We start from the raw sequence: 14,693 nt of genomic DNA, 5'->3' as shown, positions 1-14,693 counted from the left end.
CTTATCAGACCTACAAATTGCAGCTCTCTGTAGGCCAGATAAGGCGACGCTGCCATCCGGCACATTCATTGTTCATTCATCTCGTACCAGGCTGTCGGCGCTGCCAAATCCACAGCGCCGCAATCGCCAGCGCAAACAGCGCACCGAATCCAATACCAATCGCTACCGCCGGGATCCCCACCAGCACTGCCAGTGAGTAAATCCCAAGCATCAGCAGCATCGCGCTGTTTTCGCCCAGGTTTTGCACCGCGATCGCATTACCCGCACCGACACTTTTCTTGCCCCGCTCCTGCAGCAACGCATTCAGCGGTACCACAAAGAAGCCACCTGACACGCCGATAAGCATCAGCAACGCGTAAGCCGGAAGCAGCGCATGCTGAAGTGAGAAAATCAGCACCACGACGCCAATCAGGATCCCCGCTGACATACAGCGCGACACGGTTTCCAGCGTCACCAGCTTCGCTGCCGCCCCCGCACCTACAACAATCCCAATCGCTACCATGGCATTGAGGTAGGTCGGCGTAGCGTTATCGGTGATGCCGAGCGCCACCGGAACCCACAGCACCAGCAGAAAACGCAGCGTGACGCCCGCGCCCCAAAAAAGGCTGGTTCCGACCAACGAAAAACGTGTTTCACCGTTGCGCCACAGCGAAGAGGCGGCGCAGAAGAAACTGCGCGTCATTTTCCCCAGATGCCAGGATTGGCCAGGACGAGCCGCGGCCAGTTTCGGGATGTACAGGTTAGCCACCACGGCGCCAGCATAGGCCAGCGCACAGGCAGAAAGCGCGGCAATCACATGCCAGTCGGCCAGAACGCCACCAGCGACAGAACCGAGCAAAATCGCGGCGATAGTGGAGGCTTCCATCAGGCCGTTGGCTTTCACCAGTTTGTCACCGGTGGTCAATTCACCGAGAATGCCATACTTGGCCGGTGAGTACGCGGCCGCGCCAATCCCCACCAGCGTATACCCGAGAAACGGATTAATGCCGAAGCAAATACTCGCCGCGCCCAGCAGTTTCAGGGCGTTCGCGAACATCATCACTCTGCCTTTGGCAAAGCTATCCGCCACCTGTCCAACAAATGGCGCAAACAGGATGTAAGCGCCCACAAACACCATTTGCAGGATTGGCTGGCTCCAGTCCGGATAAAATTGTTCCTTCAGCAGCGCCAGCGTGGCGAACAGCAGCGCGTTATCGCCAAACGCCGACAGAAACTGCGCGGCGATGACGGACATCATCCCTTTGGACCAGATTGAAGTGTTAGTGTGCGCTGACTCAATCATGTTGTTTTTCCGGCTCATCGACCCAGCTTTTCAGCGTAACAAAATCCGGCTTACCGCTGCCGAGTAATGGGAGTTGCTTCAGGTGGCGAATATCACGCGGTACGGCAAGTTCAGGCACGCCATGCGCTCGCGCATACTGCTGTAGTTTTTCACGCGTGAGTTCGCTGTCGGTAGTGAACAGCACCAGCGCCTCACCTTTGCTGGCATCGCTCTTGATCGCCGTGGCGTGCATTTTGTCTGCAGATACCGCCAATGCCAGTTGCTCAACCATTTCCAGCGAGACCATCTCTCCGGCAATTTTAGCAAAACGCTTGGCGCGCCCCTGGATCTGTACAAAGCCGTTTTCATCAAAGCGGACGATGTCTCCGGTGTCATACCAGCCGCGCTCAATCTCACCCTGCGCATTTTCTGCCGTCGGCACTTCCAGCACGCCAGGTTTTTCGACGCGCAAATAGCCGCTCATAATATTCGGGCCTTTCAGTTGCAAACGCCCACCATCCTCAATACCCGGAACAGCCAGCAGTCGGGCATCCATGCCAGGCAAGATGCGCCCTACCGTTCCTGATTTTGCCGCCATCGGTACATTGATCGACACAACCGGCGCACATTCCGTCACGCCATAGCCTTCAAGGACGCGCAGGCCAAATTTCTCCTGCCATAGCTGCTTTGTGCTGTCTTGCAGTTTTTCCGCGCCTGCCACCACATAGCGCAGGCGGTGGAAATCGTACGGATGCGCGAAACGCGCATAGTTGCCGAGGAACGTTGAAGTACCAAACAACACGGTGCAGTTCCGGTCGTATACCAGCTCCGGCACAATGCGGTAATGAAGCGGGCTGGGATAAAGAAACACTTCCGCACCGGTCAGTAGCGGTGTGAATAATCCCACCGTCAGGCCAAAGGAGTGGAACAGCGGCAGTGCCGACATAAAGCGGTCATCGGCGGTGAAATCGGCAATTGTTTTAATCTGCTCAACGTTCGCCAGAATACTCTTGTGGCTGTGGACCACGCCTTTCGGATGGCCTTCCGAACCAGACGTAAAGAGGATCACAGCAGCCTCTTCCGGCTGCTGTTTCACCTGCGCCAGATGCGGTGCCAGCAGATGTGAGAAAATCCACAGCTTATCGCTCAACGTCACATCGGCTTTTAAATCTTCCAGATAAACCCAGCGCACCTGGGTGAGCTGTTCCGGTAGATGCCAGAGTTTGCCTTTATCGAGAAACTGTCGGGAAGTGAAGATCGTTTTGATTTCAGACGCTGTAATGGCGCTGGTTAACCCTTTCACGCCCGCCGTGTAGTTCATCATGGCCGGAATGCGTCGACGCGCAATGGCTCCAAAAATGACCGCCGCGCTGATCCCCGCATTTGGCAGCATCAGGCCGATTTTTTCACCTTCGGCGCTGTATTTTTCCAGAATACGGGCCACAAAGAGCGTCTTAGTCAGCAGTTTGCGGTAGCTGTCCGGCGTAAAGTTAACATCTTCAATGCAGTTTTTGCCCGCGCCAAAACGGTATTTTGCTGCCAGCAGCGACTCGTATAGCGTTTCACGCGGGCGTACAGCCATGCGTGCTTCCATCATAATTTGATGCAGCATTTCACCGGCGATTTTGCGGCGATCGCGAGCTCGCGGGGCTTCCGGCATTGGCATTTGAGTCGGCGGTAGAATGTGCAGTTGGATACGCGGGAAGAATCGCTGTTTAACCAGACCTTTCAGGCGGCTGAAGTGGGAAAGCTCAGCCCCCTCAATGCGGACAGGAACGACCGTCGCTCCCGACTTCGCGGCGACAAACCCGGCACCGTCATATATTTTCATCAACGAACCGGTGGTCGAAATGCGTCCTTCGGGAAAAATCACCACCGGACGGCCCTGCTCGACCAGACGGACCAGATGCTTAATCGACATCGGTTTGGTTGGGTCTAACGGCACGAAGTCAATCAGCGGGGTTAGCCAGCGCATATACCATTGCTGGCTGATCGAGGTGTAAACGGCGAAGACGGGACGAATCGGTAAAAATAGCGCCAGCAGGATGCCGTCTATAAATGAGACGTGGTTGGGAGTGATTAGAACGCGTTCTCCCTGTAGCGCGCTGACATTGCCCGTGACGCGAACGCGGAAAAGCACGCGAAACAGATTACGAAAAAAGCCAAATAGCATCTCAACTCCCTGTGCCATTAATTATAGAAACATTAATGGTGGGAGAGTATACGAGTTGGGGAATGGGCGCGACAGGTAAACAGGTAAATACAGTCCGAAAAAAAACCTGCGCATCCGCGCAGGTCGGTGCAAGAGACAGGTACGAAGTGCGTACCGAATAATCTCACCAATCAATACCTCTGGGATCTTGATTGTGGTCGTCAGCAGCCAGATACGCCAGTACGAAAACGCAAAGGAATGAACCCAAATGCAACGAGTTGTGTAAATTATCGGTTACTGTTACAGATAGGCTGAAGGCAAAAAAAAACCTGCGCATCTGCGCAGGCTGGTGTAATTCTAGTGATCAACCCGAAAGTTGATTTCACCTATCAATACCTCTGGGATCCCAACTTTAGCAATCCGCTCAGTTCTCCCACCAGCGAACAATCGCAACAGCACATCGCAAAGTGTAAGCAAAAATTAGCATTTTCTATTTTCTGTCTTACTTCGCTCGCGCGCGCTCACATTTGCGAGGTCCTGACGGGCAATCTGCTTGAACAGCCAGCCATTTTCCGTAACACTGACGGAATGTAAGCGTTTACCCACAACAGGTACTATCATGGCGACCATAAAGGATGTAGCCCGACTAGCTGGTGTATCAGTCGCCACCGTTTCTCGAGTGATCAATGATTCCCCCAAAGCCAGCGAAGCATCGCGTCTGGCCGTAACGAGTGCAATGGAATCACTCAGCTACCACCCCAATGCGAACGCGCGTGCACTGGCGCAACAATCCACTGAAACCATCGGTCTGGTCGTTGGTGATGTGTCCGATCCATTCTTTGGGGCAATGGTTAAAGCTGTCGAGCAGGTGGCCTATAACACCGGGAATTTTTTGCTGATTGGCAACGGCTACCATAATGAACAGAAGGAACGTCAGGCGATTGAACAGCTCATTCGCCACCGCTGCGCGGCCCTTGTTGTCCATGCCAAAATCATCCCGGATGCGGACTTGGCTTCATTAATGAAGCAAATCCCCGGCATGGTATTGATTAACCGAATTCTGCCGGGATTCGAACAACGCTGCGTTGCCCTCGATGACCGTTTCGGCGCGTGGCTCGCTACCCGACACCTTATTCAACAGGGCCATACGCGCATTGGCTACCTGTGTTCCAATCACAGTATTTCTGATGCGGAAGATCGTCTGCAAGGCTATTACGACGCGCTGGCGGAGAGCAATATACCGGTAAGCGATCGACTGGTGACGTTCGGCGAACCGGATGAAAGCGGCGGTGAACAGGCCATGACCGAGTTACTTGGTCGTGGCAAAAACTTCACTGCGGTAGCCTGCTACAACGACTCAATGGCGGCTGGCGCCATGGGCGTATTGAATGATAACGGCATTGATGTGCCGGGAGAAATCTCGCTGATTGGCTTTGATGATGTGCTGATTTCCCGCTATGTGCGCCCACGTCTGACCACGGTACGCTATCCCATCGTGACGATGGCAACCCAGGCCGCTGAACTGGCGCTCGCGTTGGCGGAGAAGCGACCCGCACCTGAAATTACCCACGTCTTTAACCCAACTCTGGTGCGTCGCCATTCCGTTTCGGCGCTGACAGAGCCGGGGAACTCATCGTCAAACGATTAACCAGGATTGCGTCATGACTACGATGTTGGACGTTTCACGACACGCAGGCGTCTCAAAAGCGACCGTTTCGCGCGTACTAAATGGAACGGGTCAGGTAAAAGAGAGCACGCGCCAGAAAGTGTTCAAGGCCATGCAGGCACTCGATTATCGACCCAACTTTTTAGCGCGCTCTTTAGCGAATCGCACCAGCAACAGCATTGGCCTGGTGGTTTCCACATTTGATGGATTCTACTTTGGCCGCCTGCTGCAACAGGCCTCGCGCCAGACGGAGTCTCACGGCAAGCAGTTGATCGTCACCGATGGTCACGACACGCCGGAGCGTGAGCAGGAAGCCGTGCAAATGCTGGCCGACAGGCAGTGCGACGCCATTATTCTCTATACCCGCTATATGAGTGAAAAGGCGATTATGTCGCTGATGAACAGCATTGCGATGCCCTTGCTGGTCATCAACCGTGATGTCAGTCAGGCCCGCGATCGCGCGATTTTCTTTGAGCAGGAAGACGCGGCGTATCAGGCGGTCAATTATCTGATCTCGCAGGGGCACAGCGATATTGCTTGTATCACCGTGCCAGGCCATACGCCTACCGGTAAATCCCGCCTGATGGGGTATCGTAAGGCTCTGGAAAAAAACGGTATTCCCTGGGATCCTGATAAGGTTAAATACGGCGACTCCACGATGACGCGAGGCTATGAAGCCTGTCGAGAACTGCTGGAGGAAGGGGTGACATTCAGCGCCCTGTTCGCCTGTAACGATGACATGGCATTAGGTGCATCAAAAGCGTTACATCAGGCCGGACTGAGGATCCCGACGGACGTCTCGCTGTTTGGTTTTGATGATGCGCCCAGCGCCAAATGGCTGGAACCGGGGTTATCTACCGTTTATCTGCCGATTGATACCATGATAACCACGGCAATCGACCAGGCTATACGTCTGGCCAACGGTGAGAGCGTGGAGCCGATCCCTCCGTTTACCGGCAAACTGGTATTACGTGACTCAGTAACGCTCGGACCGTACTTTAAGTAATATGAAAAAGAGCCGGATAGTGACGCAAGCACCTTATCCGGCCTGCTTTACTCAGATTAATTCCAGCGCTAACAGCTCATCAATGGTCTGGCGACGACGAATCAGTCGCGCCACGCCGTTATCAAACAAGACCTCCGGTAGCAGCGGGCGGCTATTGTAGTTTGACGACATTGACGCTCCGTACGCCCCGGTATCATGCAAAACCAGATAATCACCCGGCACCACCGCAGGCAACAGACGGGTTTCCACATTTCCGCCTTCCTGCTGGGTAAACACGTCGCCTGATTCGCACAGCGGTCCGGCCACCACGGTCTCTCGTTGAGGAGTTTGTTGCAGAGAACGACCATCCCCCGCCAGCGCAGAGATATGGTGATAGCTACCGTACATGGCCGGGCGCATCAGATCGTTGAAGCCCGCATCGATCAGCACAAAGTGACGGCTGCCCATCTCTTTCACGCTGCGCACCTGCGCCACTAACACGCCGGCTTCCGCGACCAGGAAACGCCCTGGTTCGATCTCCAGTTTGACGGCATGACCCAGATGACGCGCAATACTATCGCGCGCGGCGTTCCACAATCCAAAATAGTGATCGGTGTCGATCGCCTCTTCACCTTCGCGATACGGGATAGATAAACCGCCGCCTGCGGAGATCGCCTCCAGATCCTGACCAAATTCCACTACCTGACGCACCATCGCGCCGCACACCTGCTCCAGATGCGCGTAGTCCACGCCAGAGCCGATATGCATATGAATACCCACCAATTTCAGCTTATAGCGCTGAATTACCTCCAGCGCCGCCGGAAGATCGCTGTACCAGATACCGTGCTTGCTGTTCTCACCCCCGGTATTGGTTTTCTGACTGTGTCCATGCCCAAAGCCAGGGTTTACGCGGAGCCACACGCGATGGCCCGGCGAGAGCTGGCCCAGTTGTTCCAGCATATCGACCGACCCGGCATTTACCGGAATGCTCAATTCATGCACCCGGGCGAGCGTCGCTTCATCAATCATATCGGCGGTAAAGACAATCTCATCTTTGCCCGGTACAAAACCTGCCGCCAGCGCGCGTTCAATTTCGCCAAGCGAGACGGAATCGACCTTCACGCCCTGCTCGCGCATCAGGCGCAAAATATGAATATTCGAACATGCCTTCTGGGCAAAACGCACCACGTCAAACTGACTCAGTTTGGCAATCTGCGCGCGAATAATCTGCGCATCATAGACCCACACCGGGCAGCCGAATTCGGCAGGCAGGCGCAACAGGTTGTCGGCGGTCAGGTCAGTGTCTGTGTTGTTGAGTGGGCGTGGCATGGCGTGCTCCGGTATTGGCTTTTTTATGATTACGCCACAGCTCAAAAAGAATAAAAAATATCGTTTTATCTTGAGTCTATGCAAAAATGATATGGATCAGCTCATTCGAGGATTGCTTATGCCCGCGGTTAACCTGCGTCACATTGAAATTTTTCACGCCATCATGACCGCTGGTAATCTGACGGAAGCCGCGCGCATGCTACATACCTCGCAGCCCACCGTCAGCCGGGAACTGGCCCGATTCGAAAAAGTCCTGGGATTAACGCTGTTTGAACGCACGCGTGGCCGACTGCATCCAACCGTGCAAGGCTTACGTCTGTTTGAAGAGGTACAACGTTCGTGGTACGGCCTGGACAGAATTGTGAGCGCCGCCGAAAGCCTGCGCGAATTTCGTCAAGGTGAATTGTCGATTGTTTGCCTGCCGGTATTTTCACAGTCCTTTTTACCGCCGCTGCTGCAGCCATTTCTCGCGCGCTATCCGCAGGTCAACATTCAGATCGTGCCGCAGGAGTCACCACTGTTGGAAGAGTGGCTGTCGGCGCAGCGCCACGATCTGGGGTTAACGGAAACGCTGCATACGCCAGCCGGAACGAAACGCACCGAATTGCTGGCGCTGGATGAAGTGTGTGTACTGCCGCAGGGGCATCCGCTGACCGAGAAAGCGGTATTAACGCCGCAGGATTTTCAGGGAGAGAACTATATCAGCCTGTCGCGGACCGACAGTTACCGTCAGCTACTGGACACCCTGTTTAACGAACATCAGGTGAAGCGCCGCATGGTGATTGAAACCCACAGCGCCGCTTCAATTTGTGCAATGGTGCGGGCGGGCGTGGGGATCTCGGTGGTAAACCCACTGACCGCGCTGGATTATGCCAGCAGCGGAGTGGTTATCCGCCGCTTCAGTATTTCGGTACCCTTTACGGTCAGCCTGATCCACCCACTTCATCGCCCTGCCTCGGCGCTGGTCGATGCTTTTACGGCGCATCTGCAAGCCCATCTCCCGAGACTTATCGATCCGCTGGAGGTTATTTTGTATCCACAGACGAAAGCATAAACGCCACCGCATCTTGCGCATGGATTGCCGCGGTGTCGAAAACCGGTAATGGACTTAGCTCGGCTGGAACCAGCAGACCAATCTCGGTACAGCCAAAGATAACCCCTTGAGCGCCCTGTTTAGCCAACTGATCAATTACGCTCAGGTAGTAGTCGCGGGAAGCGTTGCTAAACTCACCGAGGCACAGCTCGTCAAAAATAATCTGGTTTATTTTCTGACGATCATCAGCCTCAGGAATAAGCGTGCTAATACCAAATTCAGTCTGTAGGCGCCCGCGGTAAAAATCCTGCTCCATGGTGTAGCGCGTACCCAGTAGCGCCACGTTGCTCATCTGCTGTTTTTGTATGGCCCGACCCGTCGCATCGGCAATATGCAGGAACGGCACGTCACAGGCGGTTTCAATCGCCTCAGCAACTTTGTGCATGGTGTTGGTACACAGCACAATCCCTTCCGCTCCAGCTTGCTGAAGCCCTGCGGCGGCCTGCGCGAGGATCTCCCCAGCCCGCTGCCAGTCACCGCCAGACTGACAGGCTTCGATCTCGTGAAAATCTACGCTGTGCAACAGAATCTGTGCCGAGTGCAGGCCACCCAGACGCTGTTTTACCCCTTCATTAATGAGTCGATAATAAGGAATGGTGGATTCCCAGCTCATACCGCCTAACAGACCGATCGTTTTCATCATTTCCCCTGATTTGTTGTTATCTCTCCAGTGAACCAAAGATGTGATCAACTTTCCACATCTGTTGGCGTGCATTTCTTTTTTTAAATTTCTGATATAGGTTTAATGAAACATTGTTTTAATTACAGGAATACCGGATGTTTATTTTTCATAAAGAGACCACCCTTGAAGATCTGGGCAATGGCGTTACCCGACGTATTCTTGCTCACGACGGTAAAATGATGGCGGTTGAGGTGAACTTCGAGCAAGGCGCGATTGGCCCGATGCACAATCATCCGCATGAGCAGCTGACTTACGTTTTGTCTGGGGAGTTTGAATTTACCATCGGCGAAGAAAAGCATGTCGTTAGGGCAGGCGATACCCTATATAAACAGCCCAACATTATGCATGGCTGCGTCTGTTTAAAACCGGGAACGCTACTCGATACCTTTACGCCCATGCGCGAAGATTTTCTGCCTGCGTAATTTTATCTGTTCGTAATCTGCCTGGCGGCATAATGTTGTTCCAGAGGGAATGAATATGTCGCCTCCGGTGTATTGCTACATTCACCTTATGTTTAACCGACAAAACCTGCCAAAGGGCAGGGTTTGTCGGTTCTGGAAAGCGGATTAACGCGCCAGCCAGCCGCCGTCTACCGCAACGGTATAGCCGTTGATATAGTCAGATGCGCTGGATGCCAGGAACACAATCGGCCCCATCAGGTCACTCGGCAGACCCCAACGACCCGCCGGGATACGATCGAGAATTTCTGCGCTACGCTGCTCATCAGCGCGCAGCTGTTGAGTGTTGTTCGTCGCCATGTAACCCGGCGCAATTGCGTTGACGTTGATGTTATGTTTGGCCCACTCGTTCGCCATCAGGCGGGTGACGCCCATTACGCCGCTTTTAGACGCGGTGTAAGACGGCACGCGGATCCCGCCCTGGAAAGAAAGCATAGAGGCGATGTTGATAATTTTGCCGCCGTTACCCTGAGCGATAAAGTGCTTCGCCGCGGCCTGAGACATAAAGAACACGCTCTTAATGTTCAGGTTCATCACGTCGTCCCAGTCTTTTTCGCTGAAGTCGATCGCATCGTCACGACGGATAAGACCTGCGTTGTTGACCAGAATATCGATATGACCGAATTCTGCCACTGCGCGCTCCAGCAGCGCCGGAATACCGTCAATTTGACGCAAGTCGGCGGTTAAACTTAAAAAACGGCGCCCCAGCGCGGTCACGCGTTCGATAGTTTCCGTCGGTTCAACGATGTTGATCCCCACGATATCGCAGCCCGCTTCAGCCAAACCCAACGCCATACCCTGACCCAGGCCAGTGTCACAACCGGTCACAACGGCGACCTTACCTTCAAGAGAGAATGCATTCAAAATCATTGTAAATCCTTAATTTTTTATAATGCCCGCCGCAGCAGGCACGGCTATCGCCCGCAACTAGCGCAGATCTTTGACCGCTACATGGTCCATATCATCAAAGACCTGGTTTTCGCCGACCATGCCCCAAATGAACGTATAAGCTTTTGTGCCAACGCCGGAGTGAATTGACCAGCTCGGCGAAATCACCGCCTGCTCGTTGTGCATCACAATATGACGCGTTTCCTGAGGCTGCCCCATCATGTGGAAGACGCAGGTATCTTCTTCCATATTGAAATAGAAATAGACTTCCATACGACGTTCATGGGTATGACACGGCATGGTGTTCCACAGGTTACCCGGCGCCAGTTCGGTCAGACCCATGCTCAACTGGCAGGTTTCCAGCACATCCGGCACAAAATATTTGTTGATGGTACGACGGTTACTGGTGAGGTCATCGCCCAGCGTCACTGGCGCAACGTCTGCTGGCGTGACTTTTTTGGTTGGATAAGTCGTGTGGGCCGGCGCGCAGTTGTAGTAAAACTTCGCTGGTTTCGCCGTATCGATGCTGGCGAATACCACTTCTTTGGCCCCTTTCCCGACGTACAGCGCGTCACGATGACCAATTTCATAGCACTGGCCGTCAACGGTAATCGTGCCCGGGCCACCGATGTTAATCACACCCAGCTCACGACGTTCGAGGAAGTAGGCTACGCCCAGCTGTTTGCCGACTTCGCCACCCACAGAGACGGTTTTGGCCACTGGCATAATGCCGCCAACAATGATGCGGTCAATGTGGCTGTAGACCATGGTGTATTCATCTGCGACAAACACTTCTTCGACCAAAAACTCATTACGCAGCTCCTGAGTGTCCAGGGTTTTCGCATGCGCACTATGGATGCTTTGTCTTACGTCCACATTTACCTCCAGTGATAAATTGACCGTGAATGCTTAAACGAATAGCAAAACGCTGTTCCGTTTTATCTTATGCGCTCATGATATCCCTCCCGGAATGGGTTTTCAATTACAAATAAAACAGCGTTTCACTTTTTCTGCATCTTATTATCAAAAGTGTAATTGCGATCACGCTAGCGCATATAAATCGCGGGCATGATTTCAATAAAATCATTTAAAACAATTAGATAGATAAAAATAAACAAGAGTAGTTCATGAGGGGTAGGAATAAGACATTGAAAATACAGCCAGCCTCACATGTCGTTCACACACCTTTTCTAACAAAGTGCGCTGTTAATCACATGAAATGAAACGCCGTTTTGATACGTTAGCAGAGTTTAGAGTGTATGTTTCTGTAACTGGCCTTGCCCTCCTGTTGGAGGGCTTTTTTATAGATGCAGGGGATATACAGCGGGAAAGGCGTTTAAGCAGAGAAAACTTCGGGTGGTTAATCTCGCTCGATAGCGAGCGCCACGCCCTGACCACCGCCGATACATAACGTTGCCAGGCCCTTGTGCGCCCGACGCTTCACCATTTCATGCACCAGTGAAACCAGAATACGGCAGCCAGATGCGCCAATCGGATGACCAAGCGCAATGGCTCCGCCGTTCACATTCACTCGCCGTTCATCCCACTCCAGCATTTTTCCAACGGACAATGCCTGTGCGGCAAAGGCTTCGTTGGCCTCGATAAGATCAACATCAGCCAGTTGCCAGCCCACACGCTCAAGGCAACGGCGCGTCGCGTACACCGGCGCAATTCCCATGAGCGCGGGATCGACCCCGACGCTGGCAAAGGCACGAATGCGGGCCAGCACCGGCAAATTCAGCTCCAGGGCCTTGGCCTCGCTCATCATCATCACCGCAGCGGCGCCATCATTGATGGATGACGCGTTGCCCGCGGTTACTGAACCGAGCCTGTCGAAGGTAGGATCCAGACGCGCCAGCCCTTCTGCGCTGGCATCGGTGCGCGGCTGTTCGTCGGTATCCACCACGAACGATTGCCCATTACGCTGCGTTACCACCGGCACGATTTCATCTTTAAAGCGCCCTGCGTCAATTGCCATCCGCGCCTTGTGCTGCGAATGCAGTGCGTAGGCATCCTGCAGTTCACGGCTGATGCCATATTCCCGCGCCAGATTTTCCGCGGTAACGCCCATATGGTAATCGTTGAAAGCGTCCCACAGGCCGTCATGCACCAGGCTGTCGACCAGTTGACTGTTGCCCAACTGTGCGCCGGTACGGCTATCAGTAAGGACATGCGGCGCACGGCTCATATTCTCTTGTCCGCCCGCAATCACAATGTCGGCTTCGCCGCACTGGATAGCCTGGGTCGCCAGATGCAGCGCTTTCAGACCCGAGCCGCAGACATCGTTAATGGTGATGGCGGAGACGGTATTGGGTAGCCCACCATTGATGGCGGACTGACGCGCCGGGTTTTGCCCGGCACCAGCGGTAAGCACCTGTCCGAGGATCACTTCATCCACAGCGTGAACATCCACGCCCGTGCGCTCCAGTAACGCCCTGACTACCATGCTACCTAATTCAACGGCAGAGTGGCGCGCCAGCGTCCCCTGGAAGCAGCCGATCGGTGTCCGTAACGCCCCGACTATCACAACCTCTTTCATCACCACCTCAGCGCAAAATAACACCGCAATAGTAGATGATTGTTAAAAAGAGTTATCAAGGTTGTTTAAAAACGGTGATTTTTATCACAAAGGAAATTCGTATCATTTATTGGTCATCTGAACGCCACTCTGCTGTAAATGGTCGCGCAGCCAACTTCCCGCCACGCCAGGCGGTGATTTCTTATTCCACAGCAGATCGATTGAGATAGCCTTTGGCCAGCCGGGCAGCATCAATTGGACCAGCGGTTTTTCTGCCGCAAACTCCTCCACCAGCGCACAAGGGAGCGCGCACCAGCCGAATCCCTGCACCGCCATACTCAGCAGCAACAAATAGTTAGGCGCCGACCAGACGGGGCCGCGCGCCACGTTGGTGCCGCTTTCCAGATAGGTATTCAGCCGCAGCTCTCGCCAGGTATGTAGCTGTTCCCACTGCAGTTTTTCTTGAGTCGCCAGTGGATGTGATGCCGCAACGTATAATCCCATCCAGGTTTGCATCGGCAGACGCGTGACGCCCATGTCGGTCGGGTAATCCTCCCGCGCTTCGATCAACCCAACCTGAGCACGTCCTTTTTGCAGCAGATCGATCACGTCTTCATCTTCGCCAATCAGACATTCAAACTCGGTATGGGGAAACTTGTGGTCAAACTGCACCATCAATTCTTCCAGCACATCCGGATGCAGCGTGTCAGACAAAACGAAGGTCAGACGCGCTTCCGTTTCACCCGACAGCGAAATTGCTGCCTCATCAAGACGTTCGCTGGCCGTCAAAATTGCCTGCACATAGCCCAGCACCCGCTTACCTTCTTCGGTTAGCGTCGGCTGACGTGATGAGCGGTCAAACAGCGCAAAACCGAGATCGGCTTCCAGATGCGCAATGGCCGTGCTGATGGTGGACTGACTTTTACGCAGCCGCCGGGCCGCAGCAGAAAATGAGCCGCAGGAAACGGTCTCCACAAATGCCGTTAACGCTTCAGGAGAGTAACGCATGAACTATCTACTTTATCGATGGATACTATCTTTTAGATATCACATAAAACGATAAAATTGCCACCATTCCGTTATCCGGGCATCAAAGAAGGTTTTAGATTATGCAACACGATACAGTCCAACGCCGCTCGTTACTGGAGCGAATTTTTCATGCCGTCTGCTTTGAAGGCATTGCCACCGCGATCCTCGCACCAACCACCGCATGGTTGATGCAGCGCTCGGTGCTGGAAATGGGCGGACTGACCATTCTTCTCGCCACGACGGCGATGATCTGGAATATCATTTATAACGCCCTGTTTGACCGACTGTGGCCGTCGCACCTGGTAAAACGTACGGCTAAAGTGCGGGCATTCCACGCCTTAGGCTTCGAGAGCGGTTTTATTGTCATCGGGGTGAGCATCGTGGCGTATGTGCTGAACGTCAGCCTGCTCCAGGCATTCACGCTGGAAATAGGTTTCTTCCTGTTCTTCCTGCCATACACCATGTTCTATAACTGGGCTTATGACACTTTACGCGAGCGCGTTATGAAGCGTCGCCAGCAGCGCGTTACTGCCTAATAATTCAAACAATAGCCGGAATCTTCTCGGTTCCGGCTTTTGATCCATTCACTCGCCCGCTTGTTGACACCTCCCCCAGCCCCTGCCATTTGTGGT

At 53.7% G+C, this 14,693-nt stretch carries 13 protein-coding genes; 5 read left to right on the top strand and 8 right to left on the bottom strand.

Translation table 11 applies throughout. The features are described 5' to 3' along the window. Positions 1 to 76 precede the first annotated feature (76 nt). Positions 77 to 1,282: a lysophospholipid transporter LplT gene (gene lplT / locus HV314_RS05350; protein ID WP_181547499.1), complete on the bottom strand. Its 1,206-nt coding sequence runs from the start codon at positions 1,280 to 1,282 to the stop codon at positions 77 to 79. After that, positions 1,275 to 3,434: a bifunctional acyl-ACP--phospholipid O-acyltransferase/long-chain-fatty-acid--ACP ligase gene (gene aas / locus HV314_RS05345; protein ID WP_016154280.1), complete on the bottom strand. Its 2,160-nt coding sequence runs from the start codon at positions 3,432 to 3,434 to the stop codon at positions 1,275 to 1,277. The genes lplT and aas overlap by 8 nt, the downstream gene beginning before the upstream one ends. A 598-nt stretch (positions 3,435 to 4,032) precedes the next feature. Between aas and galR the strand changes: the two genes are divergently transcribed. Then, positions 4,033 to 5,061 carry an HTH-type transcriptional regulator GalR gene (gene galR, locus HV314_RS05340; protein ID WP_016157382.1) on the top strand — a complete coding sequence of 343 codons (1,029 nt, stop codon included), beginning with the start codon at positions 4,033 to 4,035 and terminating at the stop codon, positions 5,059 to 5,061. Between the two features lie 13 nt (positions 5,062 to 5,074). Continuing rightward, positions 5,075 to 6,085, top strand: a complete 1,011-nt coding sequence (locus HV314_RS05335) for a LacI family DNA-binding transcriptional regulator (RefSeq protein ID WP_131379997.1) — start codon at positions 5,075 to 5,077, stop codon at positions 6,083 to 6,085. A 51-nt stretch (positions 6,086 to 6,136) separates the two neighbouring features. Here the strand turns inward: HV314_RS05335 and lysA are convergent, their stop codons facing one another. Beyond that, positions 6,137 to 7,393 carry a diaminopimelate decarboxylase gene (gene lysA, locus HV314_RS05330; protein ID WP_016154282.1) on the bottom strand — a complete coding sequence of 419 codons (1,257 nt, stop codon included), beginning with the start codon at positions 7,391 to 7,393 and terminating at the stop codon, positions 6,137 to 6,139. A 118-nt stretch (positions 7,394 to 7,511) separates the two neighbouring features. Here lysA and HV314_RS05325 point away from each other — a divergent pair, with 118 nt between their 5' ends. Next, on the top strand, positions 7,512 to 8,447 hold the full coding sequence (locus HV314_RS05325; protein ID WP_181547497.1) for a LysR family transcriptional regulator: 936 nt from the start codon (positions 7,512 to 7,514) through the stop codon (positions 8,445 to 8,447). Here the strand turns inward: HV314_RS05325 and HV314_RS05320 are convergent. Continuing rightward, the gene (locus tag HV314_RS05320) at positions 8,419 to 9,126 is read right to left on the bottom strand and encodes an aspartate/glutamate racemase (protein WP_016154284.1); all 708 of its coding nucleotides are present in this window, start codon (positions 9,124 to 9,126) and stop codon (positions 8,419 to 8,421) included. The genes HV314_RS05325 and HV314_RS05320 overlap by 29 nt on opposite strands. Before the next feature lie 137 nt (positions 9,127 to 9,263). On the opposite strand from HV314_RS05320, the gene HV314_RS05315 reads away from it, so the two are divergent. Then, positions 9,264 to 9,590 (top strand): cupin domain-containing protein, encoded by a 327-nt coding sequence (locus HV314_RS05315; protein WP_016154285.1) that lies wholly within the window; start codon positions 9,264 to 9,266, stop codon positions 9,588 to 9,590. A 144-nt stretch (positions 9,591 to 9,734) separates the two neighbouring features. Here the strand turns inward: HV314_RS05315 and kduD are convergent, their stop codons facing one another. The 4 genes from kduD to HV314_RS05295 form a co-directional block, all read right to left on the bottom strand. Continuing rightward, positions 9,735 to 10,496, bottom strand: a complete 762-nt coding sequence (gene kduD / locus HV314_RS05310) for a 2-dehydro-3-deoxy-D-gluconate 5-dehydrogenase KduD (protein WP_016154286.1) — start codon at positions 10,494 to 10,496, stop codon at positions 9,735 to 9,737. A 57-nt stretch (positions 10,497 to 10,553) separates the two neighbouring features. Then, positions 10,554 to 11,390, bottom strand: a complete 837-nt coding sequence (gene kduI, locus HV314_RS05305; RefSeq protein ID WP_103284181.1) for a 5-dehydro-4-deoxy-D-glucuronate isomerase — start codon at positions 11,388 to 11,390, stop codon at positions 10,554 to 10,556. Between the two features lie 484 nt (positions 11,391 to 11,874). Beyond that, a complete protein-coding gene (locus HV314_RS05300; protein WP_016157388.1) occupies positions 11,875 to 13,053 on the bottom strand; it encodes an acetyl-CoA C-acetyltransferase in 1,179 nt (392 codons plus the stop codon). A gap of 102 nt (positions 13,054 to 13,155) precedes the next feature. Beyond that, positions 13,156 to 14,040, bottom strand: coding sequence for a LysR family transcriptional regulator (locus tag HV314_RS05295; protein ID WP_016154289.1), 885 nt, complete (start codon positions 14,038 to 14,040; stop codon positions 13,156 to 13,158). A 101-nt stretch (positions 14,041 to 14,141) separates the two neighbouring features. Between HV314_RS05295 and HV314_RS05290 the strand changes: the two genes are divergently transcribed. Then, positions 14,142 to 14,597, top strand: a complete 456-nt coding sequence (locus HV314_RS05290) for a multidrug/biocide efflux PACE transporter (protein ID WP_016154290.1) — start codon at positions 14,142 to 14,144, stop codon at positions 14,595 to 14,597. Positions 14,598 to 14,693 lie beyond the last annotated feature (96 nt).

It is taken from the genome of Citrobacter sp. RHBSTW-00887, from assembly GCF_013728095.1.
GTDB lineage: Bacteria > Pseudomonadota > Gammaproteobacteria > Enterobacterales > Enterobacteriaceae > Citrobacter > Citrobacter braakii.
This window is presented reverse-complemented; position numbering and strand designations above follow the sequence as displayed.

Bases quoted from the DNA above. Each gene is read 5' to 3' on its own strand.
- lplT (WP_181547499.1), bottom strand. From the start codon at position 1,282: ATGATTGAGTCAGCGCACACTAACACTTCAATCTGGTCCAAAGGGATG.
- aas (WP_016154280.1), bottom strand. From the start codon at position 3,434: ATGCTATTTGGCTTTTTTCGTAATCTGTTTCGCGTGCTTTTCCGCGTT.
- galR (WP_016157382.1), top strand. From the start codon at position 4,033: ATGGCGACCATAAAGGATGTAGCCCGACTAGCTGGTGTATCAGTCGCC.
- HV314_RS05335 (WP_131379997.1), top strand. From the start codon at position 5,075: ATGACTACGATGTTGGACGTTTCACGACACGCAGGCGTCTCAAAAGCG.
- lysA (WP_016154282.1), bottom strand. From the start codon at position 7,393: ATGCCACGCCCACTCAACAACACAGACACTGACCTGACCGCCGACAAC.
- HV314_RS05325 (WP_181547497.1), top strand. From the start codon at position 7,512: ATGCCCGCGGTTAACCTGCGTCACATTGAAATTTTTCACGCCATCATG.
- HV314_RS05320 (WP_016154284.1), bottom strand. From the start codon at position 9,126: ATGAAAACGATCGGTCTGTTAGGCGGTATGAGCTGGGAATCCACCATT.
- HV314_RS05315 (WP_016154285.1), top strand. From the start codon at position 9,264: ATGTTTATTTTTCATAAAGAGACCACCCTTGAAGATCTGGGCAATGGC.
- kduD (WP_016154286.1), bottom strand. From the start codon at position 10,496: ATGATTTTGAATGCATTCTCTCTTGAAGGTAAGGTCGCCGTTGTGACC.
- HV314_RS05300 (WP_016157388.1), bottom strand. From the start codon at position 13,053: ATGAAAGAGGTTGTGATAGTCGGGGCGTTACGGACACCGATCGGCTGC.
- HV314_RS05295 (WP_016154289.1), bottom strand. From the start codon at position 14,040: ATGCGTTACTCTCCTGAAGCGTTAACGGCATTTGTGGAGACCGTTTCC.
- HV314_RS05290 (WP_016154290.1), top strand. From the start codon at position 14,142: ATGCAACACGATACAGTCCAACGCCGCTCGTTACTGGAGCGAATTTTT.